Here is a 23,964-nt window from a genome sequence, read left to right on the forward strand (position 1 = left end):
GTCTGACGCGACTGGCGACCCCCAAAGGAAGCCCTGTCCAGGAAACCTGCGTCGGCGTTGTTGGACACTCCAGCTTGTTGGACACGTTTTCTGGACGGCGTTGACCGGCCCGAAGCCCGGTTCCTGCGCTTGTCCGGGAACGATCGATTCTCGAACAACATCAGATGCCGCCAGCGGCCCAACCCAACCCAACCCACTCTGTTTTGGCTCAGCGGATCTAATGCCGGAGCTACCGAAGCCGATTCGGAGGTAGACGGAACTGACGCGGCGGGCTCAGCGCCCCGATGCGGTCGACGCCGCCGCGTCGACCGGCAGCTCCCGTATCTTCTGCGCGCATCAGGTTCGCTGGCTGGACACTCCTCGCGTCGCTACTCGGAGTTGGAGCTCTCGATGGCAGCTCGCAAGTTGCCGTAGACGGCCCGTGTCTGTGGGTGGTCGTTGCCGAGCACCCGTCGGTAGTCGGTAAGGGCGTGCTCGTACAGCGAGGTCGCCTGCCGCAGGTTCCCGGCCGCCTGGTAGGCGCCGGCGAGGTTGTTCACCGAGATCAGGGTGTCGGGATGGTCGTTGCCGAACACCCGCCGGCAGTCGGTGAGAGACTGCTCGAACAGCGGGACCGCCCGCTGCAGGTCCCCGGCCGCCAGGTAGGCGCCGGCGAGGTCGTTCATCGAGACCAGGGTGTCGGGGTGGTCCTTGCCGAGCACCCGCCGGTAATCGGTGAGGGCTTGCTCGTACAGCGGGACCGCCCGCTGCAGGTCCCCGGCCGCCAGGTAGGCGCCGGCGAGGTTGTTCACCGAGACCAGGGTGTTCGGGTGGTCGTTGCCAAGCACCCGTTGCCGATCGGTGAGGGCTTGCTCGTGCAGCGGGATCGCCCGCTGCAGGTCCCCGGCCACCTTGTAGGCGCGGGCGAGGTTATTCATCGAGACCAGGGTGTCGGGATGGTCCTTGCCGAGCACCCGCCGGCAGTCGGTGAGGGCTTGCTCGTACAGCGGGACCGCCCGCCGCAGGTCCCCCGCCGACTCGTAGGCGCCGGCGAGGTTGATCACCGAGGCCAGGGTGTCCGGGTGGTCGTTGCCAAGCACCCGTTGCCGATCGGTGAGGGCTTGCTCGTGCAGCGGGATCGCCCGCTGCAGGTCCCCGGCCACCTTGTAGGCGTAAGCGAGGTTGTTCACCGAGAGCAACGTCTGTGGGTGGTCCATGCCGAGCACCCGCCGGCAGTCGGTGAGGGCTTGCTCGTACAGCGGGACCGCCCGCCGCAGGTCCCCCGCCGACTCGTAGGCGCCGGCGAGGTTGTTCACCGAGACCAGGGTGTTTGGGTGGTCGTTGCCAAGCACCCGTCGGCAGTCAGTGAGGGCTTGCTCGTACAGCGGGATCGCCCGCCGCAGGTCCCCGGCCGACTCGTAGGCGCAGGCGAGGTTGTTTACCGAGGCCAGCGTGTTTGGGTGGTCGTTGCCGAGCACCCGCCGCCGGTCGGCTAGGGCCTGCTTGAGGTAGGCGATGGCGTGGGGGAGGTTTCCCTGGTTGCGCAGGAACAGGCCGGCCGCGTTGAGCAGATAAGCCAGCGCGATGCGGTCGCTGTCGCTGGTATGTGCTTTGGCGTGGGTGGCGAGGGCGTCGATGTGGGGCAGCAGGGCACGGCACGTCGGCCAGGTGGTGGGGTCGCGCCAGTCGTCGGGTAATGCGGTGATCAGGGCGGTGGTGGCGGTGGTGCGGGCGGTGGTGATGTCGTCGGGTTGGCGGTGCGGGTCGTCGGGATCGGGAGTGCGGGCGACGGCCTGGACGAGCCGGTGCACCGTGACTGCCCGGCTGGTGCGGTCGATGGTGAGCATGTTGTAGGCGGCCAGCCGGCCGATCGCCCGCACCACCGCCGGCTCCTCCGCCCCGCCGCCGAGGTGGTGCCACAAGTCGTGGGGGATGGCTTCCGGTGCGTACCAGGCCAGAGTCCGTAGCAGCTGTCCGGGCAGGAGGGCGTCGGCGAGGGCGTCGAGGGTAACCTGCCAGACCCGGGCGATCGTGCGTTCGGCGGCTCGGCCTTCCTCACCGTCGCGGTAGATGTCGGCGGGATGCTGCGCGAGCAGCCGCAGGTAGTCGACAGCGGCGGTGCAGGTGTGGGCCAGGTAGGCACCAGCCTGTTCCACCGCCAGCGGCAGGTAGCCCAGCTCGGCGCACACTTCAGCGGCGTCTGCGGGGTCGATGACAGCACCGGTACCGGACACGATTGCGGTGAGCAGGTCGACCGCCTGGTCGGTTTCGAGGACGTCCAGGCGCAGCGGGGCCACGATGTCAGGCCAGCCGGTGGCCCGGCGGCTAGTCACCACGATCCGCCCTCGTGGCAGCCGGCCCACCAGGGCAGCGATGTGGCCGGGATCGGTGACGTTGTCCAGGATCAGCAACCAACCGTCGTGGCAGGCTAGCCACCGCACGGCCCATTCCCGCAGGGCCGGTGACGGCAGGGCCGCGCCGAGGGCTGGTTGGAGCGCGACGGTCAGGGCGACCAGACCGGCATCCAGAGCGGCGGGACTGTCCGCGGTGATCCACCAGATCGGGCGGTGGTCGTCGCGGTGCGTGGCCGCCCACTGCGCGACCAGAGTGCTCTTACCGATACCACCGAGCCCGTGGACCGCCTGCACGACCACCACACCCGGATCCAGAGTCGCTAAGTTCAGCCAGCCCAGCGCGTCCTCACGCCCCACGAACAGCTGCCGTCGCACCGTTAGATTCACCAGCCCGGCCGGTGCTGGCACCGCCTCCGGCGCGACCAACACCTCCGCGGGCAGCATCGTGACGTGCTGGATATTGGTCGCGTGGTCGCCCGTGGAGGCGATACCAGGGATGCTGACCGCCTTGATCGCACGCGTCCCACCCGGCGCCACCGGCGCGGTGGGATCAGCCGGCACGGTCGGCGTCACCGGATCAGCCGGCTCAGGCGTCGGCCGCCCCCGCCGGGACCACCGGCTCACCGTTGCTGGGTGTTCGTCGCGTTGTCGCCGGTCGAGGCGATTCCCGTGAGGTCACCCTGCACGGCGATCGACCCTGGCCCGACCGCCGGTGGTGGTGCCACTGGATCCGTCGGCTTCGGTGTCGCTGCAGGATTTCCCGACGGCGCCAGCACGAGGGCGGCCACCGCGACCACGAAGCTCGCGGCCCCTGCCAGCCAACCGGCCACCTCCACCCCCTGCAAACCGAACATCACCGCCGCCACAACCAACCCGACAGCGACCACCCCACCCACCCCGATAATCACCCAGCGTCGCGAACGCATGCCCATATCATTCACCGCCTTCGCCACCACAGCCACAGCGGCGAGTAGCGCAGCTCAGCGCAGAGAGATACCTCTAGAGCTGCACGCAGGTCATCGCGTCCGGCGGAGGCTGGGCGAGCGCACTGCTTACCGGCGGTGCGGCGGCCGGCGGCGCGATCGCGCTGTTCAACCAAATCATCGGGGACGACGGCGGCGCTCGGTGACCCGCGACCAGCCAGGCATGAAGCAGGGCCTCCACCCTGCCCACCGGGATTGCTGGTCAGTACAGGGCCAGCGGGCGAGCTGCCGTTTTAGCCAGTCGCTGAGCGCGGGCGTAGAGCTCTTCGCGGGCAACGGTGGGGGGAGCCCAGCCGTCGGCCCAGGCGGTGAGGAACCGCTCGGCGGCCTGCTTGCGGGCAGCGGCCGACCCGGCCCGCCGGTAAGTGGAGTCGGCGAGCAGGTCCGCGGCAAGCTGCTCGTAGTGGTCGTCGATGTCGACGTACCGCTGCCGGGTCAGCTCATCGGCGCGGTCGCACGCCAGCCGCACGGCCGTGTGCGTGACGCGCTCGTCGATGTCGGCGGGCAGGTGCTGCTGCGCGAACCGGTATCGGCCGCCGCCAGGCTTCTCAACGCGGAACTCGGGCATCGCGAGCAGGACCTGCACGGCGGGCTCGGCCAGTTCCGCCCTCTCGCTCTCGGTCAGCCAGCGCGGCCGGTCGTCGTCGACGTCCTCATCACGGACAGCGGCTCGGCTCGCGTCGATCAGGTCTTCCCACTCGGCGTACCAGGACACGGTGTGTTCCCAGAAGTGCACGACGCCGCCGGCGACGAACGCCATCTCAATGCCGTGCAGCTGCCCGCGCCGGGCGAGCAGGTGCCGTGGCGGATCGGCCACCAGGTCCGGGTCTGGGTCGAACGGGTCGACCTCCAGATACAGGGCTGGCGCACCCATCCGCTGCGCCAGGGCCAGGAAGCCCGGCAGGTCGATAACCTCCGCGTCGAGCTGCACCTCGGGCCCGAGGTCGTGCAGCGGCACAGCGGGCACCACCGTCATGGCGTGCTGCTCGGCGAAGGCGGTCGCCGAGGACCGCAGGCTGCTCACGTCGTCCACGGCGGAAAACGTAACCGCCCTGTACAACGATCCGTAGCCGCCGCGCCCAGGTACGCACCGGGCTGGCATACCGCCGGGCGCGACGGGTGGCGCCGCTGCAACGATGCCGGGGTGACCGATCCCGCAAACCCGAACGGCTACATGACCCTGAGGTCTGCGCTGTGGCACGCGGCCATCGCACGACCTTCGGTTGTCCTCACAAACCATCGATGAGCACGCGATGGCCGTCCTCATGCCCCCGCCGGAGCCAAGTGACGTTGGAGTACCAAAGAATTGGAGACTGGCGGGATGCGGATCAGAAGCTTGATCGTCATGTTGACGCTACTTCTGAGCGCCTGCACGTCAGACACCGGCAGCACGCAGGCCGGAGGCGAGATGCCCGGCGTGACACCGCCATCCGATAGTGCCGGGCCGAGGGCAGTGCCGCCGTCTTCGTCCAGCCGGGCACGCGTGATCCCGTGCGCCGAGTCGGTCGGTAGCGCGGAGGAACCTGATGCAGAGCTCGTCGTCATTGCCGATGCGGTGGCGCTTCCTGGCACGCGGGTGCTCCAGGCCCAGCTAAGCACAGAGGATGAGATCGGCCCTGGAGGGCTCTTCGCCAAGGCTGGTGTACTGGTCCGCCGTGGCCACGCCATCGAGTTGCTAATCGATGATTCGCAGGCCGGGAAGGCGTGGCTCGGCTGGGGCACACCGGCGACGCCTAGCTCACACGTACGGGTGGACGCCTGCGATCAGCCAGATGAGTGGCTGGCGTTCGCCGGCGGCTATTGGGTGCGGTCGGCCGGTTGTGTGCGGGGCAAGGTGTCCGTGAACGGCGGTCCGTGGCGGGAGTTCACGGTGCCGATTGGTGCGCCGTGCTCGGAGAAGAAGTAGATGCGTACCGCGGTCTGGGTGCGGACGTACCTGAAGGCTAACCCCGACGCGGCCGCGACGGTCAGCTACGACGGAGGGTCCGGCGAGCATCCGACGGACCCTCACCCGTCAGCCCTCCTGCGGCCCGAAGCTCTCGTCCACGACCATCTCCGACGGAAGATCGGACAGGGCGCGGACCCGCACCGTACGCCCGTCGAAGGCGCGGAGCCGCATCTTCAACTCGAACACGTGCGTCATCTGCTGGAGGATCGCGAGCGGGTCAACATCGTGCACGAGGAACTCGGTCGCTTCGATCTCGGCGCGATCGTCGGCCTTGACCTTCTCCCACACATCACGGGGCGCGGCCACCAGCCGCAGGTCATACCCGTGCTCACCGCCGCCGATGCTGAACCCCACCACCTGCCACTGCTCACTGTCGAGGCCAACCGTCCGCGCCAGCCCTTCCCACGGAACCGTCAAGCGCTCGTCCAGCTGCGCCGTGCCCTTCCAGTCGGGGAAGGGCACCTCCGCCTCGCCCCAGACCTCTCCGTCCACGCCTTCTCCCCTTTTCGATGTGTCGTCTCACCCGATCCCAGCGTATGGGGCACCGCCGAGAACGACGTCGCCGGTTACATCGAGGGCTACCGAGGCCGCCCCGGGAAGAGGGCTACTCCGCTTCGCGGCGCCGCTTCGGCGGCTTCTTGGTCGCTTCCGCTGCGGTGCGGAGTTTCGTGCCGCACCCACGCAGCCACGGCACCCGCGCGTCGGCGTCGTAGGTGCTGAAACGGGTTGGGTTGCGCTGCACGGACTCGGCCAGGTTGCTCATGTACTGGGCCAGGAAGACCAGGGTGTCGTTCGTGACGATGAGCGGCTCTTCGAGATTGTTGTGGTTGTCGACCAAGCTCTCGAACTCGCTGGCCCTCGCGATTGACGCCGCGATCGCGGCCATGTGGTAGCCGGCCCCGATGAGAGTCCCGCTCGTGATCGGCTCGGACACGGTGGTGGCGCGGCGCAAGTCGTCGGCGTCGGCGTCGGCGTCGGCGTCGGCGTCCAACGTGCGATCGAGGTCGTCCCAGGCCCGTAGGTCTCTGACATGCCGGCACTGTCGCGGCCCCAGAAGAGGTGGGCCGCACGTGATTCCGCGCCGGTTCGGCGCGCATGCGGGCCATGCGGGCAGACTGTTCGGGGGATGGCCCCGAATGGCACCCCCCGAACACTTAGGCCAGCCGCTACTCCTTGGGGAGGGGCCTGCGGCGGAACCGGAGCGTGGCCGCGATGCCGAGCGCTGAGCCGACCACCAGGCCGGCCAACCCCACGACGAGCACACCATTCCCGGAGTTCAACCCGGACACGTTAGAAACCGGGGCCAGGGTCGGCGGGGGGCCGGTCGTTTCCACAGGCGGTGCCACCGTCTGCGTCGGGGCGGGCGCGGGAGCCGCCGAGGTGGGAATGGGCGATGGGCCCGGCGGGGAAGGAGTGCTCGTGGGCGACGGGGCATTGCACAGCGCCGGCTCGTTGACCACGCGGACGTACTTGTACCCGGCGATCTCCAGCACCCACCGGTCGGTCGGCTTCATCCAGTCCTCCGTGATGTAGGTGTTGCCCGGGAGGGCGGTGACGGTCAGCTCCTCGCCACGCTGCTTCACCAGCTTGTACTGGCGTGCCCCGTCGGTCGCGTTCTTGATCCGCAGGCTGACCTGGTACGGACTCGGCCGGCAGTCCACGATCAGACTGAAACTGGCCTGCGTGGTGCCGCATGCCGTGAGCGCATCACGGGAGACGGAGCCGGAGGCGACAACGGAACCCCCGACCGTCACCTGCACATCGAATCCCCCGATCGTCTCCCGGACTACGCTGCCACCTGCCGGTACCGTGAACACCGGGGGATACGGCGACGCCGTGTCGTTGGTGATGGCGGCGACGATGTCGGCGGACGTGTGATTGGTGACCGTCCAGTACACCCAGTCCCGGCCGATGGCGGGCTCGTAGCAGGGGGACGACACGGTCACGTCCGGGGTGTCGGCCTGGGCCGGGGCCGCGGCGACGCCGGCGAACCCCAACACGAGGGCCGCGCCAGCGAGGATTCTGAGCAGGAATTGCCTCACGTCTACTCCTTGGAGACTGTAGGGATGACGCGGACCTCTCCCGGGTCCGTGTGCTCCACCGCCGGCGAAGGCGCCGACGCGGCGTTCCTTCCGCCGTCACTCAGGGCGGAGGAAGCATCACAGGATGCGACCAGAGCGTATGTGGAGGGTCGGACAACGTCGCGGATAGCCGCGAGCGCCCCTCGGATCACCTCCGGGTAGCGACACACTCGTCAGTCACCGAGGTAATGGGCTTCGATGTAGCGACGGTGGAAGGTGTGGGGCTTTAGCGGCTTGTCCAGGTAGAGGACACCCTCGTTGAGGCGTCGAACCCCGTCACCAGCTTCGCGGTTACCACCAGCAAGTACAGCGGGTCGCCTGGAGTGGGGAACCGCTACTCAGAGGAGATCGTCTTTCCGGCGTAGAGCGGATCCGGCCGAGTTCTGGCGATGGCAGTCGGGCAGCGACCTCACGCGAACGACCCTCTGCGGTAACAGAGGGCCGTTCTGTCCGAGGTGCGTCCACGTCATGCGCGTGGCTCACATCTCATTACTGGTAACGACACTTCGCCTGCTTAAGGTACGCAACTTTCGCGAACCCGCAGCACTCACTCCTGAGTAAGTTACTGTCCAGTACAGTTCAACCCATTCACACTCTCCGATCTCTTTTTGCCATAACTAAAGCTCAGCGCGCTCGCGCCTGGCGAAAGTCGCTGATGACTGAAGTCGCACAAATCGATATCCATCGACTAAGTAGAGATCGAATTGAAAGAACTTCATCATTACTTTCAGTAATGCAGGCGTGCTAGGAAGTCCGATTTCGCGTTGAGTGCCAAGACGGATCACGCCAGAGCCACCACGCTGCGTGAGACAAGGCGTCGCACAAGCGTTTCTTTGAACGTCGCGACGTCGTTGGGGGACTGAGACACCATGCCGCTGTCCGGCGGTAACCGGCAGCGCTACCCACGGCTTGTTGTCTCGCCTGTCCGAGGAACGACCACAACATGCGATGGAGCAACAGTGCACAAGAGCACATCCAGCCGGCGCGGGCCGGTGAACGGGACTTCTGGATCCGGCCGCAGCGGTTCGCGGCCTATCCCGCGACAGTCCAAGCCCGTCGATGATGGGCCCACACGGGACGAGCGTTACTTGTTGACACAGCGGGATCTGCTCATCCTCGTCATCACGTTGATCGTCGGCCTTGCTGCGGCCGCCGTTGCCGGCCTGACCGTAGCGATCCAGACCGGCCCCGCGTTGGGGCTCGGCCCCAGCATCGTTCTGGGGGTCGCGAGCGGAGTTGTCACCCTGGTTTTGACCGGACTGGTGGTAGCCAACCGACTCCATAAGCTCGTTCAGTAACTCCTCGTCAGCCAGCAGTGCCCTGCCCTGTTACCGCAAGGTGGGGCACTGCTGTCGAGCCGAACACTCATCCGTGACCGCACTCAACGACCCGATGGCCGGCTCCTGCCCCGAGATGATCTCGGTCGTCATCTGGCGTCTCTCCCTTGATCGGTCATTCAGCCCGTTATTTGTACAGTCCCGGCTCGTCGGCCTCGGTGGTGGTGCGGCCGCGTTCGAGGATAAGAACGTACGAGAACAGACCTGGCCGGTTGCCGGTCACGCGTTCCTGGGCGGCCAGGAGTTCGCCCGTACGTTCGTCGATGATCAGTTGCCAGGTCGACCCGTCGGCGGTCACCGCGAAGCCGACGCCTGTACGCCCGGCGATGTCGGTGGTCTCGCCCTGGTAGGTGATGGTGGGGATGCCAGCCAGGACCCGCAGGGTAGCGGTTCGCTGTTCCTGGTTGAGGTATTGGCTGGTGGCGAGTCCGACGATGCCGGAGGCGAGCAGGAGGGGGTATGCGGTTTCGTCGGCCAGGATCGGTGGCGCCAGCGCGTGGGCAAGCGCGGTGGGATCGGTGGGCGGCGGTTCGGGGAGGTAGTGGCGCAGCGTGCCCCGTCCGTACTGGGTGGTCTTTTGCGGGGCGTGCGTGAACAGTTCCCGCTCGTCGGGGTCGGGGCGGTAGTCGACACCGAGCATGTCGGGTAGCCGGCGGGTGCTCTCGCGTCCGGAACTGTCCGCGCCGCGTCGCCAGCGTCGCAGGTCGGTGCGGGTGATCGCGTTGGTGGCGCGGTTCCACATCTGCAGGTGCAGGTAGGTGTAGGGCCGGTCGGTGGTGTCGTCGGCCGGTGTGGCGGCGACGCTGGTCGCCAGGGCGGTCAGGCGTTGCTGCGCGGTGAGGTTCGGTCCGGTGGCGGCCGAGGGTGGTATGAGGGTGGGCTGCTGCGTTTGCGATGGCGCCGCTGGTGTCGGCGTCGACCGGCCGGCCAGGGGGCCTGACTGGCAGGCGGTGAGCATGACGCTGCCGAGAAGACCCACCACAAGGCGGGTGGGGGCGTTTCGTCGGGGGATCAGCATGCGGTGTGGTTCCTCGCTGGGTCGTGGCGTTGCGGGTGGGATCGGAGCGCCAAACCGTCCGGGTGGCCTGGCGGCCGTTCGGCGTAACCGGTCAATTAGCAGTAGCGGAGGGAAGCATCGGGCGGGCGGGCCGGGCGAGCCCCTCGGCTCAAGGGCCAGAGCTTCGGTCCGCTGGGCAGGTTCAGCGGCAGGGCAGCGTGGTAACCCTGCTTCCGGAGCATGTCCCGCGCCGCTGCGGTGGTGACCACCGTGTAGACCGGCCATCCGGTGCCGTCAACGACCTGGTGGTGCCGTCGCAGTAGCTCGCTGGCGAGGCCTGTCGCTGGAAGGCGTGGTGTACGGCGAGCCATGACAGCCAGTGGTGTGGTGCCCAGGACCTGTAGCTGTCGATGGCGGAGTTCAGCGTGGCCAGGCGGTGGGCTGCGGTGCCGGCGAAGGTTGTCAGGTGGTGGTCTCCGAGCGGCCATCGCGGGGCCTCCGGGTCGTGTCTGCGCCATACCGCGACCGCCGAGAGGTTCAGCGTCACGTCGACGGTCCCGGTCTCGATCGCGTGGTCAATATCGACGGCGAGTAGGCGCTGCAGGACGGTGATGCGCTCGGTGGGGTCGGGCAGCAGCCACTGGATGACGGGGTCGCCGTCGAGTGCGCCGGCCAGCAGAACCGTGATCGCGGCGACGTCCTGGGGTGTCGCCCGGCGGATGGTCGTGCCCAGGGCGGGGCCGCTCACAGTAGCCGCCTGCGTGGTAGGAGGTCCGTCGGGAACGGTGCGGGGGTGCCGTCGGTCGGTTGGCCGCGCCACATCCGCCAGATCAGCGGTCCTTGGGTTGGTAGGTGGATCGGTTCGCCTTGGCGGTAGCCGAGGCGCAGGTACAGGTCCCTGTTGCGGGTGTTGCTGGCCTCCAGGTACGCCGCCCGATGGGTCGCGTCCAGTGTTTGGTGGGCGGTGGTGAGCAGCGCCGAGCCGATGCCACGGCTCTGGCGCCGTGGGTCGACTGCGACGTAGGCGAGGTAGTCGTGTGGGGCGTGTGGGTGGTGTGTTTCGAAGATGGCGTCGAGCAGCAGGAACTTCGGCGCGTACTTGCCGGTGGCCTTTTCCACCGCGTAGTAGTGGTCGGTTGATGCCAGCAGTGGGACCTCGTCGCGGGTGTACCAGATCGCGACGGCCGACAGGTCGGAGGTGGTGTCCACGCGCCCGTGCTGGAGCCCGTAGTGGAGAACCAGCTTGAAGTAGCGGAAGTAGACCGCGCGGCGCTCGTTCAGGTCGGGCACGAGCCAGTCGGCGACAGGCCCGTCGAGGAACGCCTCCACCAGCACGGTGATGAGCGCGCCGGCGTCCTCACGTGCGGCCCGGCGGACGGCGATGGTGCTGTTCGGTTGCATGGTCACTCCTGGTCAGGCCGGCTGGCGGGTGGTGCCGGGGGTGCGTGCTGGCGCGGTGGCGCTGTCCGCGCCGAGGCCGATCGCGGTGAACACGTCGGGGCGGGTGGCGCGCACGATCACCGCCCAGACGGTGCCGAGGACGGCGGCGATGCCGTAGGCGGCGGGGAACCACCAGCGCAGCGGCGACGTTGCGGCGACACCGAGCAGGACGTCGAACTCCTGGAGGGTGACGACGAGAATGGCGGCCAGCGCGTTAGCAGCGGCCAGGGGCGCGATCGCGGTGCGCCACAGGCCGTCGCGGTGTGGGGTGCGGGCGAAGAATCCGACCACCGCGGCGGAGGTGACGGTCATCAGGATCAGCACGCCAAGGCCACCGGTGACGGTGATCCAGAAGAACAGGTGAACGATCGGGTCGGCGCCGGCCACCGCGTAGCCTGCGAGAACGACTACCGCGATGACGCTCTGAACGATCGAGCCGGCCTTCGGTGCGCCGGTGCGGCGGCTCGTGCGCCCCAGCCACGCGGGAAGGACCCGCTCGCGGCCGAGGGCGAACAGGTACCGGGCGACGGTGTGGTGAAACGCCAGCAGCGCGGCGAACAGGCTGGTGATAAACAGGACCCGGCCGACGGTGACGACACTGCTGCCGAGGTGCGGCGACACCAGGTTGAACATGAGGTCCGTGCCGTCGGCGCGCGCGGCGCCGACGATCTTGTCGGGGCCGGTGGCGACGGACATCGCCCACGCGGACAGCCCGTAGAGCAGACCGATGACCGCCACCGCGATGTACGTGGCCCGCGGTACGGTGCGGCGCGGGTCCTTCGTCTCCTCGCTGAACACGACGGTGCCTTCGAAGCCCACGAAACCCGTGATCGCGGTGACCAGCGCCGCACCGATACCGGCGGCGAAGATGTGCGACGGGGCGAGGGTGTCGAAACTGACACCGCCGGCGGCCGGGTTGCTGACCATGACGACGTCGAAGACGACCGCGACAGCGCACTCGGCGACGAGCACGACGGCCAGCACCTTGCCGTTGAGGTCGATACGCAACAGCCCGAGAACGGTCACGGCAGCCCACGCGGCGAGGGCACACAGCCACCAAGTGGAGTTCCAGCCGTAGCGGTGCTGGAGGAACTGGGCCAGTACCGCGCCGAACCCGCCGTAGAGGCCGATCTGCATCGCGTTGTACGCCAGAAGCGCCACGAAGGCGGTGGCGACGCCGGCCGGCTTGCCGAGACCGTGCGCGACGTAGGTGTAGAACGCGCCGGCGTTGACGATGCGCCGGGACATGGCCACGTAGCCGACGGCGAACAGCGCCAGGATCGCGGCGACGACAAGGTAGGAAACGGGGATGCCGACGACGCCGGTGACGGCGTACCCGGTGGTCGCACCACCAGCGACAACGGTCAGCGGTGCCGCTGCGGCGATGACGAAGAACACCACGGACGGGATCCCGAGGCGGCCGCGTGCCAGCACAGCCGAGACGGTGTCGGGTTTCGATGTACGCATCGGGTCTCTCTCAGGAAGGGTGGTGGGGATTGACCGCGCTCAGGTGCGGTGACTCAGGACGCTTCCGCCGACCGCGCTGCCGAGGTCGGCGAGCAGGTCGCGTACCGGTTGTGGGGCCTGCGCGACCACCTGACGCAAGTGGGTACGGACGGCCAGCGACGCGCCGTCGAGCAGGGCCCTGTCCAGCTGGGTGTGCAAGGCCAGGCCCGCGAGCACCACGTCGAAGGAGTTGAGGCGGCGGGTGAAACGCAGGTCGACCGACAGCCGCGCCCACGACGACGCAGCGACGTTCATGTCGGTCGGCACGTAGATGGTGCGTTGACGCCACAGCCGGCCAACCTGCTGCTGTCGCAGCAGCCCGACCTGCCACATGCGGTCGGTGACCTGCTCGCTGGCAGTGGCGGCCAGGAACGCCAACCACGTCCGGGTGTCGCTGTGCTGCGGCTGTGCGATCAGCCGGTCAAGCACGACGTGTTGCAACCAGTTCCTCGGCGGCCAGGGCTGGAGCAATTCGATCTGTCCCTGCTTGAAGGTGATCCGGCCTTCGCCGTACAGCTCGGCGAGCAGCGCGGCGGCTAGGCCGTGGTTCAGCGCGGACTCGAACAGGCGTGGCCGGCCGGTCTGGTCGTCGTGGGCCATGAACCAGAACTCGTCGGCGAGCAACGTGGGTCGAGCGGGGACGGTGCCTACCGCCCGCACGAGACGCTGCGGCTCGGCGGGCTGGATGTCGACGGGCCAGGCAGCGTCATCGGGGGCACCGGGGTGTGTGTGCACGGCGGCGGGCCTTCCTGCGTCAGGTGTTCTCGGCGGGGTGCGGGGCTGCCGCCGGGTCGCGGCGGGCATGCTCGGCGAGCTCCTGTTGGGCCCACGCGTTCTGGTCGCAGCCGTCGGGTTTGCAGTGGAAGCAGGTGCCGCCGTCGGCGTGCTGCCGGGCAGTCATCCGCGCGGATTCAAGCCTCTCCGCGAGCCCGCAACCTTCGTTGTTACGGCTCATGCCGGACACTCCCGTAGCGGCGCAGCGTGGCCAGCCAAACACGCAATTCCAGGCACGGCATATGCTCGTCGACGTGTGGGTAGGAGCACCCGGGGCGGTGACCGGACACCCACACTCAGTGGTCGCTGCCGTCGGTGTGCAGGCCGGTGACGACGACCTCGACCCGGCCGCCGGGAATCAGGTCACGGCCCTCAGACCAGTCGTCACCGTCAAGCGTCAGCAGGACGCCCGGCTCGATCTGCGGGATCGGCGCGGTCGAGTTCACGCTGACCGCCCCTCCGGCCGGACCGGGAGCAGCCGCCGCCGAGGAGACGGCTTCGTCGTAGTCGTAACCCGATCGGCCGCCATCCAGAAATCACGGTTGCGCTGGGCGAGATCCTCGGCCCCCTGATCGGCTCGACCCGGCCCGGCGAAATTGCAGCCGCTGCGGTCGCCGTACAGCGTGGCCGCGCCTTCACAGTCGAGGCCGAAGGGGCTGTAGGGCTCACCGTCGCGGGCGGGAGCGAACCACTCGCACCGCATCGGCGCTACCTCCTTCAACGACGGTGCGCTGCCCGGGCCTCCCCTCGGCACGCACCACTTCATCCGGCGCATTGACCCTTCCTCGTGCATCTCTGTGAATTGACGAATAGCTCGCTGCAAATCAACGATTACGGAACCGCGCGGAGCTGGGAATGCCGACCTTCCGTCCGACTTCACGTACCGACTTTCGGTCCGACCAGCGGATGACCTGGGAAAAAGGTCGAACCGCTTACTCGCCTGAAGATCATCTGCCGGGTTGGGCGGGGTTACATTGACCGCTCCCCCCCGGCCGACCGACCGTCGACCGGGCCCGGAGTGATCCTTGGAGGCTGCCGATGAACCACTTCAGGCCGTACGTTGTCCAGCACCCGTGACGCCGAGATTGGCCTTCCCGTCTCGGCGGCCACGCCCGACGCTTCCTTGACTGTCGGTGTGCGCCTCGCCACGATGGCGGCGGTGGGGGGCGGCAGCTCATACCGCCCTAGCTGGCGTGTTAGCCCAACCGCAAAAGTCCAGTGTGTCCAAGGGGGAGGAGTGCCGGTGCCTCGTCACCCGGAGACGTTGATTACGCCAAACGCTCTGCTCACCGCGAAACGCGCTAGCCTGCCATCACCCCGGCGGCCTGGGCAGCGCATGTCCCGGACCGAACTGGCCGATGCTGTGAACGCCGCCCTGGATCGGCTCTATCCAGGCCGGGACATCGCCTCTCACTACGTGGACCACCGTTGGGTGGGCAAACTGGAACGCGGGGAGCACCGCTGGCCCAGCGAGGAACGCCGTGCCGCTTTACGGCTCGCGCTCGATGCCGCCAGCGACACCGATCTCGACCTCTACAGTCCTCGGCGCTCCGGCGACCTCCGAACGGACATCGATGAACGGAAGCAGGTTGATCGTTCCGCCCCAAGGCGCGACCTGTTTCCCGTCGGCGATCTGCTGCAACTCGGTGCCCCCACGTTTGGACGCCAACTGCTGCCCGACGATGACCGTTCTTCCCGCCGAACGATCTCGGCCCCGACAGGCCAACACTTCCCTGGAACAACGATCGACATCGAGTTGTACCCGGCGGTCGACGACGGTCGCGTCCTCGCCACGATCACCCATGCCGGCACGGAACAGAGATGGCGTCGGTCCCTTCAACGGCGGCTCATCCTTGGGCATGTCGATAGGCCGGATCGTGTCGGTGTCTTCGCGCTGGACTCTCGGCGGGCGTACCAGCACCTGGTCGAAGCGGGTCGGGACACCCGGCTGCTCATCCCTCGCGCATACCAGCTCGACGCGATCACGGCCGGAGTCTTGTGGGCGGTGGCAAACCTCGATTCGTCGCTACTGCTCGACGACGCCCGGTTGGACACCGCGCAGGCAGCCGCATCTCCATACAGGGACATGGACAGATCTGCCGCGAGCCGCGATATCGCTGAAGAGTTGGATTCGGTGTCACGGCTGTGGATCGGATCGGCATTCTGCGCCGACCACATCCGCCGCCACTACCATCTCCTGTCCGACGTGCCCACCTACTGGACGCGGGAGCAACGCGGGGAGGAAGCCAGCACATGGCTGCTATTCCGCCACAAGCTGCGGTACCTACGCGAGACCGCCGAACGGTACCGAAGCGCGTCCCAGCCGATGACCAGGATGTTTTGCCTCCCTTCGCACGCGGTGGCCGCCTCGTCAACGTCTGAACGAATCCTGCTGCTGCTTGCCCTGGCCTTGATGGAATCCCTCGGGATCCACACTGCGGTGACGGACGACCCGGAATACACCACGCTACCGGGACTCGTCATAGACAAGCAGCGAGCGATCATGGCCACCTGGATCCGTGCCGATGAAGTCTGGCACGTTGATGTCACCGACCGCCCCAACGCCATCGCCGCCTACCGTGACGCCATTGGCCACGTGCAAGCTCACTCCATCACCGCCAGCGACACGCCCGGCGGACGGCTACTCCACCTTGCCGATTACCTCAACCTCGACTGGAACTGGTTACAAAGCCGCTGCGCCGACCTCGGCCAGTACAGTCTGGCAGGCCTCGCCGAGCCCCGCAGCCGTCTACTCTCCCTCGACGGGGTCGACCAGGCGTGCCGCTTCATTGGATCCCTGCCGTAATAGGCTTCTGCGCACAAGCGGCGACCGCCGAGAGGAACCGTCGTGCCCTCGACACCGACAACATCCGCGCCGAAGGTGGTCGTGTTCGGCCTTGGCGGCACGATCGCCATGACCAGCGGCACCAGGGAAGGCGTCAGTCCAAACCTGTCCGCACGCGACCTGGTCGACGCCGTACCAGGACTGGCCTCAGCTCGAATCGACGTCGAGGTGGTGGACTTCCGCCGCCGCCCCGGGGCGTCCCTCACGTTCGAAGACGTTACCGAGCTCGCCACCGCGGCGACTGACGAACTTGCCGCAGGTGCCACCGGAGTGGTCGTTACCCAGGGCACCGACACGATCGAGGAGACCGCCTACCTGCTCGACCTGTTGCACCGACGCGCCGAACCCGTGGTCGTCACCGGCGCGATGCGCAATCCCACCATGGCCGGCGCGGACGGCCCTGCCAACCTCCTCGCCGCCATCCAAACCGCTGCCTCCCCGGCCGCTCGGGCCCAAGGCTGCCTCGTCGTCCTCGCCGATGAAGTTCACGCCGCTCGCTGGGTCACCAAGACCCACTCCACCCACGGCGATACCTTCCGCTCGCCGGACACCGGTCCCATCGGAGCCGTCGTGGAAGGTGCCCTTAGGCTGCTGACCTGCGTGCCATGTCGGCTTACCATCCCTACCCTCGCTCAGGCCGCACGTGCGCGCGTCGGCCTTTACACAGTCAGCCTCGACGAGGATCCCACTCTCCTCGACGCCATCAGCCGGCACTGCGACGGCCTCGTCGTCGCCGGATTCGGAGTCGGCCATGTACCCGAACCCCTCGTCGACACCCTCTCCACCCTCGCCGCACGGATCCCCGTCGTCCTTGCCTCCCGCACCCCGGCTGGCCCAACGCTCACCCGCACCTACGGCTTCCCCGGTTCCGAGCAGGACCTCCTCGCCCGCGGGCTCATCCCCGCAGGCTGGCTACACCCTTACAAAGCCCGCATCCTGCTCCGCGTGCTTCTCAACGCCCAAGTCGAGCCGCAGTACATCGCTTCAGCGATCGCAGTCGCAGGCAACCTCGATGCCTTTTCCTCCTGGCCTTGGCCGGCACCACCCCTGACCGGTGACCCAACGGAGACAGCCACCCCGCATGCGTAGCCACAACCTGACCGCAGGACGGATGATCGGTGTGGTCTTCGACCACGGCGACGACTTCTTCACCGCCCTCGCCGACGCCTGCCGCGCCCACGGCATTAAACAGGGCTATATCCCCATGTTCATCGCCGGCCTCAGCAGGGCGAAGGTCGTCGGCACATGTCAACGCCTCGACAACCCCGACGCCCCCGTATGGACGCACGTCGACCTCGAGAACGTGGAAGCACTCGGTGGCGGCACCATCGCCTGGGACAACACCGCCCAGAGGATCCTCCCTCACATTCACATCACCGCCGGACTCAAGGAACACAGCGCCACCGCTCACACCAGCCACCTGCTGGAGGCCACGGTCCAATTCCTGACGGAAATGCTGATCATCGAGATTGATTCGCCGGTCATGCGCCGTCTACCGAACGCGGACCTGTACGACGTACCACAACTACGCTTCGGCTGAGGATCCAGAGTCGGCCTACGGAGGGAGGCGTAGATGTCCCGCCATCCCGACACCATCATCACGCGCAACACCCTGCTCGCCCAGGCCCGCCAGCGCCGGACCTCGCCACGACGGCTTGGCCAGCAGATGTCCCGGGCCGAGCTAGCCGACGCCATCAACGTCGCCCTCGACCGCCTTTACCCCGGGCGAAGCCTCACCGCCCACTACGTTGACCACCGCTGGGTCGGCAAACTCGAACGTGGGGAACATCGCTGACCCAGCCGGGAGCGCCGCACCGCCCTTTCGCCAGGTGCTCGGTGCCGCCACCGACGCTGACATCGGCCTCTACAGCCCGCGTCGTACCGGCGCACCAGATTTTGCCGATCCTGACCGCGACGCCCCAGGCACAGCTTCGCTGGTCGACCTGCTGCCTGCGGGCGACCTGCTCCAGTCCGTGATGCCCATTGAGGGGCGCCGGATCAGCCACACTGCTGTTAGTGATCTGGCGGCCCGGCACCGGTCCCGGTCGTCGAGCCAGGACTGGGGCAGGTACAACTGCCGGTCGATCAGCGCGTGACCCTTGCCAGAGCGGTTGGCGAGGAACACTCCGACCTGGCAATTATCAGTCCGGTCGGCGGTGCCGGAGTACTGGCGTTACACCCGACCGACCGCACGCCCTTCTTCAGGACCCGGTGTCGTCGACGATCAGCACACCTGCGGGTCACCGAGGCCACGCGCAGATCCAATGTGTGGAGTTAACTGTCATCCTATAGGGGTGACGACGTCCTTCCCCCTCGCTCCGGGCTTCCCGGCTGCGCAGACGACGAGCCCGGACGGGGACTGGCTGCTGGGTCAGCTGCGGGAGGTGCTCGACCTCACCAGCCGGGCCGCCGTGCGCCGGCTCGACCCGGCGTTCTGGCAGCCCCGGCCAGGCTCGCCCTTCCGTGACGAGCTGGCGAACACCGAGGTCGATGTGCACGGGGCTCCCTGGGGCCCGCAGGAACCCACTATGGCGTTCGAGATGGCGCAATTGAGCATGCTCGCGGTCGAGGACTACCTGACCGGCATCCGCAAGCTCCTGGAGCCGCCCTTCCCCCCGCCGGTGCCGAAGCTGGGTTCGGCAGTCCTGTGCCGGTCAGCCCTGGAAAGTGCCGGGTTCGCCTTCTGGCTCATGGACCCGCAGCTCACCGTCCGGCAGCGGGTCGCCCGCACCTACCTGGTGCTCTGGGATGAGAACAAGACCACGCTCAAGAACACCAAGGCCAGCGCACCCCCGAACATCGCGCAGGCGCAGGCGGACCTCAGCACGCTCATCACTCGAATCGACGACCTGGGCCTGGCTCGCGCCACCAAGCCGCTCTCCGTCTCCGGCGAGAGGCTGCCGAGCAAGACTGAAAGGGTCACGGCGCTGCTGGCCGGCAAGGTCAGCGGTGGCCACGAGGTGGTCTACTCGCTGTACTCCGCCGTTGCCCACGGGGAGATGACCGGGATCCTGAGCCGTCGTCTCGCCGGAGGCTGGACCATCACCCCACGGCAGTTGACCCAGAACGTCGAGCTGGCGGTGGTGGCGTTCGGGCAGTTGCAGCAGCGCCTGTGCCTCGGCGGTATGGGCAGCGCCCCGGACGAGGTAGCCAACCAGCTCTGGGAGCACAACGTCGGACGCCGCCTACTGGCCGTCAGGCGTCGGCTGGCCTGACTGTGAGGGTGGCGGGGTCGGTTCAGCAGTGGTGAGCTGACAGCTGGTGGTGGCGGGCGTGACTCTTGCCCTGACTAGCGTTTGTGCCTTTGAAAGGACTTGTCCGCCTGCTGCTGCCGGCGGCGGCCCGGCCGGAGACGTTTGGCCTGATCAGGAGCTTGACCGCCGGTTACCGGCTGGCATGTCTCATCACAGCCCTGCCATCTCCGCACCGGACCGGACCCTCGCGTCCCCACGGTGAGGAGAGAACGCATGTCCATGCTGACAGAACTGGTCGAAGTCGTCATCGGCGTCGACACCCACAAAGACCCCACACCGCCGCACTGCTCGACACTCGCACCGGCGGAGTCCTCGCCAGAACCACAGTGACCGCCGATCCCGACGGCTACGCCGAACTGATGACCTTGGCCGAGCAACACTCGGGGCTGCGGGCCTGGGCGTTGGAGGGCTCCGGTGGCTACGGCGCCGGCCTGACCCGGCACCTGGCCAGTCGTGGTGAGCTGGTCGTCGAACTGGACCGGCCCGTGCGACCAGCCCGCAGTGGCGGGACCAAGTCCGACCCGATCGACGCCGAACGCGCCGCCCGCGACGCCCTGGCCCGCACCCGCCTGGCGCAACCCAAGACCGGCTCCGAACGGGCCGCGCTGCAAGCACGGCTGACCGCCCGCCTCGTCGCCGTCGAGGCCAGCGCCACCGCCCAACGGCAACTGCACGGCCTTGGTGATCACCAGTCCCGAGGTGGCGCGGGCCCGGTTCCGCGGCCAGAGCACCCGGCTCATGCTCACCACCGCCACCGACTACGCCCCACCACCAGCGTCGACGTCGAGGTCTTCACCTGCCTGAGCGTGTTGCGCAACCTCGCCCGCCGCGTCCGTCTCCTCGAAGCCGAAGCCGCCGAACACGAGAAGGCGATCCGGACGATCGTCCGCTCTTGGCGACCGGACCTGCTGCAGTTGACCGGCGTGGGACCAATCGTCGCCGCCACCGCGCTCACCGCCACCCACCACCTCGGAAGCCATAATCCGCTGGGCCGCCATTGGCGGCATGCTTGGCCGCCTGACTCGAGGTGCACCCGCCACCCGGCAACAGCGCCGTACCTTCAACACACCCGACTGGTCTATATGTGAAACGCGCTCTAGGTGCCCGCCAACCGAGGTTGACCGGTTGGTCACTGCCACGGGCGAGGGCGGCGCGTGCACCGGCGACAGGGAGCTCGATTATCGGCGCGATTTACGGCGCCGGCTCACCGAGTTTCCGCAGCCGCGACCTCTTCCGTGGCGTCGCCAGACCTATAGGCAACCCGACGGAGCGGGCCAAGGCGTCGCGCGCGATCTCCACTGCGCCGTTGAGCGTTCGTAGGGTGGTTTCTGGTATGGCACCGGCCCCTAGGCCGGCTGCTGCCACGATGCGGGCGAGAGCTTGCTCTTGCGGCTCCTTGATCTGTAGGCCGGTGCGGTGGCCGAGGATTTCCCGGGCTGCGTATCCGTCGGCTGCTTCGAGAACCTCGGTCGCCAGGCGGTGGAGAAGGTGTTGAGCTGCGACTTCGTGGTGGCCGCTGGACAGGGTGGCGGCCGTGAGGCCCCAACGGGCTCGATAGACGGCGTATCCGTCGACGGGTTCGTGCGCGAGGAATTGATCGACCATGGCGGATATCTGATGGCTGGCCGTTCCTGGTGCTGCGCACATGGCGGTCAGGCATGAGCCGACCTGATGTTCCCACGGTTGGGTGATGGCGCTGTCGTCGAGGATCGCGCGGGCGGCTTCGATTTCCTCGTGCAGAAGGTGGGCGATGATCGTGGCTTGTCGTCCTTCCATCAGGTGCAGTCCGATGCCGTTGAGGGTTTTGGCGTGCTCGACGGCGTCGTCCCACCGGCCGGCGAGGGCGAGGATGCGGATGCCCTCGCTGAGGTGTTGTAGCCAGGTCCACTGGCGGAGCTTGCCGAGTTCGGCTGCGGCGCCGGTCAGGTTGGTCAGTGGCAGTGTGTGCCCGTCGATGATCAGGTTGGTGCCTGTGGTGACGGCCTGGCTCATCGCCTTCAATAGTTGCAGTGCGGGCTGACGAGCGCGGATCTGCAGGCGGGCGAGGTTGAGGACGGGTTCGAGCAGGTAGCTGGCCTGCAAGACGCTGAGGGAGTCCCATTGCCGGTAGATGTCGATGTGCTGCCAGCACCATTGGCGGGCCAGGTCCGTCAGGCCGCAGTCGCTGGCGATTAGCGCGGCTTTGTTCAGGGCGTGTGCGGCGTCGGCCATGCCGTTGTCGTCTTGTGCGGCTGCGTTGGCGGCGATCTCGGCGACCTCGGCGACACGGTCGGTCAGGGCGGAGCACGCGGGTCGGGGCCTGCCGAGGAGTGGGAAGCGACGGATGACGACGGGGATGGTGGTGGGGTTGACAGCGGTGTTCATGGTCGGCTCCGGGGCAGGAACGCTTCGAGCGCGGCGCGGGCGAGGATGCCTTGGGTGTGGGCGGGCAGCCCGAGCCGGTTCCAGTGGAAGATCACGATGTGGCTGACGACAGCTCGTAGACCGCGGTTGAGGGTGCCGGCCTTCGCGGCAGCTGCAAGTGCGCGGCCGGCGGACGTGTACGCGGTGTGCCATGGCGCGGCGAAGGGAACCACACCGCCAGCGCCGAACAGGGAGTTGTCCGTGTCGGGCGCTACAGCGAGCAGCCCGCGCACGCTGGCTGTGAGTGCGTCGAGTCGGCTGTCGGCGATGTTGTCGAGGGGCCGCATTTGGGCGATCCGAGCGAACACGTCGCCGCGTTCGAACCAGTCCAGCCCCGCGGCCTGTAGGAGGCCGCTAAGCAGGAGGAGGGACAGCTCGCGGCGTCCGAGGGCGGGCTGCGGTTGGCGGAGGTAGTTGAGGACGCCGTGGCTGTCGGCGCAGAACAGGTCGTGCACGATTTGGATTCCGGATGTGCCGCCGAAGGCAGTGGTCTCCGGTTCGTACAGGTTGGGCCACCACCTGGTGAGTTGCCCGGCTGCGGTGAGCTCGTTGAGTACCTGGTTGACGCCGTCGACCTGTGCGTGGGTAAAGCGGATGCGCCAGCAGGGATGTTTGCGCAGGAACCACCAGCCGCCGCATGCGCCCTCGTTCGTGAGGTGGTCGAGCCGGGGGCCGAGCGAGGTGACTGCGGTCGTCTCTGCGGTGTCCCAGTCGGGAAATTCGACGCGTACCTGGTACCAGTGGCCGTCGGCGTGTTCCTGAAGCGCGGCGCGGCCGGCCAGGTGGTAGGTGGTGACGGCGTCGGCGAGGTCGGCTGGATCGATGGCTGCGGTCGCCGCGGCGGTCTCCAGCGGGGTGCCGGCGAGCACGTTGAGCACGCTGGCGGCCAGTGGTGTGGTGGTCACGTGATCAGGAGGCATGTTTCCCATCCAGTGCGGGTGGTGCCGTGCCGCGCGGTCTCGGCTGCCAGGTGGATGCCGGCGTGGCCGGTCAGCAGCCCGGCGTTGCCGTCCTGGTCGTGGTTGTGGGCGGCCTTCTGTATGGCCGTGGCCAAGGCGGGTAGCTGTTGCTTGAGGGCTGGGCTGTGGGCGTCGGCAGCGGCCTGGTGGGCGGTTGCGTAGAGGCCGGCGAGGCCGTGGCAGAGGCCGAGGTCGGTGAGCCGGTTGAGGTGCCGGTCGGTAAGGCAGGCGGCGAGCGCGTGTTCGGCATCGGCGCGGCGGGCCGGGTCGTCGGTGGCGGTCGCGGCGAGCTGGAGTGCACGGGCGATGCCGGGGGTGCCGTAGCACCAGGACGGCCGGCCCGGTGCGGGCTGGCTTACGCGACCGGTTCGTAGGTCGTCGAGGGTGAGCCACTGTGGCCACCAGGTGCTGCCGTCGGCGTCGTGCTGGCGCCATCGGTCAAACCAGCGGGTGAGCTGGTCGATGGCCTCGGCGTGGTGGTTCACAACGTGGCCGTGGCGCGCCGCGAGGGCAAGCAGGGCGAGGATGCCCGCCGCTCCGTGGGCCATCCCGAGGTTGGCGTGTCCACCCGGCGTGGGCAGGGTCGGGTCGGGGTTGTGGGCGGCCCACCAGCCGGGCAGCAGGAGGCCGTCCTGCTGCCGCGGGCGGACCAGCACAGTCAGGTATCGCAGCAGATCGGCGAAAGTGTCGCTGGTGGGCATACGCTGCATCAGTAGTGCGCCGATGCCGGTGAGGCCGTAGAACAGGTCGTATTCGGCGAGCGAGGCCGCGCCGCCGTGCCGCATTCGGGCGGTGGCGGCGGAAAGGCGGCGACGGGTAAGCCGGGCGACGTGTTGGTCGAGGGTCGCTGCGGCTGTTTCGTAGCGGTCGTCGGCCTTGGCGGCGCAGTGCAGGAGGAATGCGATGGCTGGGGTGCCGTAGTACAAGCCGGTGTGTTGGCCGCCGTCGAGCGGCCCGGTGGCCGCTGCCCGGGTCTGCGCATGCGCGTCTGGCCAGGATCCGGTACCGGTGAGGGCGCGTTCGAGGTGCAGCAGAGCGATCCCTGCCGTGCCGGTGGACAGCGACTGGCGGACGGCATCCGGGCCGCCCATCGTCGGTGGTTCG

General features: G+C 68.1%; 24 protein-coding genes and 1 pseudogene. 8 read left to right on the forward strand and 17 right to left on the reverse strand.

What is annotated here, in order from left to right; all coding sequences use genetic code 11:
- Positions 1-368: 368 nt before the first annotated feature.
- The 3 genes from CLT72_RS21435 to CLT72_RS21445 all read right to left on the reverse strand — a co-directional run bounded on the left by CLT72_RS21435 (position 369) and on the right by CLT72_RS21445 (position 4,349).
- Positions 369-2,894, reverse strand: a complete 2,526-nt coding sequence (locus tag CLT72_RS21435; protein WP_486484297.1) for a tetratricopeptide repeat protein — start codon at positions 2,892-2,894, stop codon at positions 369-371.
- A 59-nt stretch (positions 2,895-2,953) separates the two neighbouring features.
- On the reverse strand, positions 2,954-3,286 hold the full coding sequence (locus CLT72_RS21440; protein WP_486484298.1) for a hypothetical protein: 333 nt from the start codon (positions 3,284-3,286) through the stop codon (positions 2,954-2,956).
- Positions 3,287-3,518: 232 nt separating this feature from the next.
- Complete coding sequence (locus CLT72_RS21445) at positions 3,519-4,349, reverse strand: hypothetical protein (RefSeq protein ID WP_101413310.1); 831 nt, start codon at positions 4,347-4,349, stop codon at positions 3,519-3,521.
- Between the two features lie 288 nt (positions 4,350-4,637).
- Here CLT72_RS21445 and CLT72_RS21450 point away from each other — a divergent pair, with 288 nt between their 5' ends.
- Positions 4,638-5,222, forward strand: a complete 585-nt coding sequence (locus tag CLT72_RS21450; protein WP_101413311.1) for a hypothetical protein — start codon at positions 4,638-4,640, stop codon at positions 5,220-5,222.
- Between the two features lie 108 nt (positions 5,223-5,330).
- Here CLT72_RS21450 and CLT72_RS21455 read toward each other — a convergent pair whose 3' ends face one another.
- From CLT72_RS21455 to CLT72_RS21465, 3 genes are all read right to left on the reverse strand, one after another.
- The gene (locus CLT72_RS21455) at positions 5,331-5,756 is read right to left on the reverse strand and encodes a hypothetical protein (protein WP_101413312.1); all 426 of its coding nucleotides are present in this window, start codon (positions 5,754-5,756) and stop codon (positions 5,331-5,333) included.
- 112 nt (positions 5,757-5,868) lie between these two features.
- Positions 5,869-6,255, reverse strand: a complete 387-nt coding sequence (locus CLT72_RS21460; RefSeq protein ID WP_101413313.1) for a hypothetical protein — start codon at positions 6,253-6,255, stop codon at positions 5,869-5,871.
- A gap of 175 nt (positions 6,256-6,430) precedes the next feature.
- Positions 6,431-7,306, reverse strand: a complete 876-nt coding sequence (locus CLT72_RS21465) for a hypothetical protein (RefSeq protein ID WP_101413314.1) — start codon at positions 7,304-7,306, stop codon at positions 6,431-6,433.
- 1,130 nt (positions 7,307-8,436) lie between these two features.
- Between CLT72_RS21465 and CLT72_RS21470 the strand changes: the two genes are divergently transcribed.
- A complete protein-coding gene (locus tag CLT72_RS21470; RefSeq protein WP_144082305.1) occupies positions 8,437-8,643 on the forward strand; it encodes a hypothetical protein in 207 nt (68 codons plus the stop codon).
- A 166-nt stretch (positions 8,644-8,809) separates the two neighbouring features.
- On the opposite strand, the gene CLT72_RS21475 is transcribed toward CLT72_RS21470, so the two are convergent.
- The 7 genes from CLT72_RS21475 to CLT72_RS32015 form a co-directional block, all read right to left on the reverse strand.
- Positions 8,810-9,700: a hypothetical protein gene (locus CLT72_RS21475; RefSeq protein WP_486484299.1), complete on the reverse strand. Its 891-nt coding sequence runs from the start codon at positions 9,698-9,700 to the stop codon at positions 8,810-8,812.
- A 181-nt stretch (positions 9,701-9,881) separates the two neighbouring features.
- On the reverse strand, positions 9,882-10,427 hold the full coding sequence (locus tag CLT72_RS21480) for a hypothetical protein (RefSeq protein WP_101413316.1): 546 nt from the start codon (positions 10,425-10,427) through the stop codon (positions 9,882-9,884).
- Positions 10,424-11,080, reverse strand: a complete 657-nt coding sequence (locus CLT72_RS21485; RefSeq protein WP_101413317.1) for a GNAT family N-acetyltransferase — start codon at positions 11,078-11,080, stop codon at positions 10,424-10,426. Before CLT72_RS21485 ends, CLT72_RS21480 begins: the two co-directional genes overlap by 4 nt.
- Before the next feature lie 12 nt (positions 11,081-11,092).
- Positions 11,093-12,586, reverse strand: coding sequence for an APC family permease (locus tag CLT72_RS21490; RefSeq protein WP_101413318.1), 1,494 nt, complete (start codon positions 12,584-12,586; stop codon positions 11,093-11,095).
- Between the two features lie 39 nt (positions 12,587-12,625).
- On the reverse strand, positions 12,626-13,360 hold the full coding sequence (locus tag CLT72_RS21495; protein WP_486484300.1) for a GOLPH3/VPS74 family protein: 735 nt from the start codon (positions 13,358-13,360) through the stop codon (positions 12,626-12,628).
- Positions 13,361-13,379: 19 nt separating this feature from the next.
- Positions 13,380-13,526 carry a hypothetical protein gene (locus CLT72_RS32010; protein WP_158242058.1) on the reverse strand — a complete coding sequence of 49 codons (147 nt, stop codon included), beginning with the start codon at positions 13,524-13,526 and terminating at the stop codon, positions 13,380-13,382.
- 169 nt (positions 13,527-13,695) lie between these two features.
- A complete protein-coding gene (locus CLT72_RS32015; protein ID WP_158242059.1) occupies positions 13,696-13,845 on the reverse strand; it encodes a hypothetical protein in 150 nt (49 codons plus the stop codon).
- An 890-nt stretch (positions 13,846-14,735) separates the two neighbouring features.
- Here CLT72_RS32015 and CLT72_RS21510 point away from each other — a divergent pair.
- From CLT72_RS21510 to CLT72_RS21525, 4 genes are read left to right on the forward strand one after another with little or no spacing between them, the layout of a single operon-like run.
- Positions 14,736-16,205 (forward strand): XRE family transcriptional regulator, encoded by a 1,470-nt coding sequence (locus tag CLT72_RS21510; RefSeq protein WP_144082306.1) that lies wholly within the window; start codon positions 14,736-14,738, stop codon positions 16,203-16,205.
- Positions 16,206-16,247: 42 nt separating this feature from the next.
- The gene (locus CLT72_RS21515) at positions 16,248-17,333 is read left to right on the forward strand and encodes an asparaginase (RefSeq protein WP_486484301.1); all 1,086 of its coding nucleotides are present in this window, start codon (positions 16,248-16,250) and stop codon (positions 17,331-17,333) included.
- A complete protein-coding gene (locus tag CLT72_RS21520) occupies positions 17,326-17,784 on the forward strand; it encodes a PCC domain-containing protein (RefSeq protein ID WP_101413323.1) in 459 nt (152 codons plus the stop codon). Before CLT72_RS21515 ends, CLT72_RS21520 begins: the two co-directional genes overlap by 8 nt.
- A 33-nt stretch (positions 17,785-17,817) precedes the next feature.
- Entirely contained in the window at positions 17,818-18,039 is a 222-nt protein-coding gene (locus CLT72_RS21525) for a hypothetical protein (RefSeq protein ID WP_101413324.1), read from the forward strand.
- A 228-nt stretch (positions 18,040-18,267) separates the two neighbouring features.
- On the opposite strand, the pseudogene CLT72_RS21530 reads toward CLT72_RS21525, so the two are convergent.
- Positions 18,268-18,484, reverse strand: a pseudogene (locus tag CLT72_RS21530) (transposase); the annotation flags it as partial.
- A 54-nt stretch (positions 18,485-18,538) separates the two neighbouring features.
- Between CLT72_RS21530 and CLT72_RS21535 the strand changes: the two are divergent.
- Both CLT72_RS21535 and CLT72_RS21540 read left to right on the forward strand, forming a co-directional pair.
- On the forward strand, positions 18,539-19,459 hold the full coding sequence (locus tag CLT72_RS21535) for a hypothetical protein (RefSeq protein ID WP_101413325.1): 921 nt from the start codon (positions 18,539-18,541) through the stop codon (positions 19,457-19,459).
- A gap of 365 nt (positions 19,460-19,824) precedes the next feature.
- Positions 19,825-20,586: a hypothetical protein gene (locus tag CLT72_RS21540; RefSeq protein ID WP_199184618.1), complete on the forward strand. Its 762-nt coding sequence runs from the start codon at positions 19,825-19,827 to the stop codon at positions 20,584-20,586.
- Between the two features lie 103 nt (positions 20,587-20,689).
- Here CLT72_RS21540 and CLT72_RS21545 read toward each other — a convergent pair whose 3' ends face one another.
- Genes CLT72_RS21545 through CLT72_RS21555 form a run of 3 tightly spaced genes read right to left on the reverse strand, consistent with a single transcriptional unit; the run spans position 20,690 to position 23,951 of the window.
- Positions 20,690-21,862: a hypothetical protein gene (locus tag CLT72_RS21545; RefSeq protein ID WP_101413326.1), complete on the reverse strand. Its 1,173-nt coding sequence runs from the start codon at positions 21,860-21,862 to the stop codon at positions 20,690-20,692.
- On the reverse strand, positions 21,859-22,806 hold the full coding sequence (locus CLT72_RS21550; protein WP_486484302.1) for a thiopeptide-type bacteriocin biosynthesis protein: 948 nt from the start codon (positions 22,804-22,806) through the stop codon (positions 21,859-21,861). Before CLT72_RS21550 ends, CLT72_RS21545 begins: the two co-directional genes overlap by 4 nt.
- On the reverse strand, positions 22,803-23,951 hold the full coding sequence (locus CLT72_RS21555) for a lanthionine synthetase C family protein (protein WP_101413328.1): 1,149 nt from the start codon (positions 23,949-23,951) through the stop codon (positions 22,803-22,805). The genes CLT72_RS21550 and CLT72_RS21555 overlap by 4 nt, the downstream gene beginning before the upstream one ends.
- Positions 23,952-23,964: the final 13 nt, after the last annotated feature.

It is taken from the genome of Micromonospora sp. CNZ309 (genome assembly GCF_002846525.1).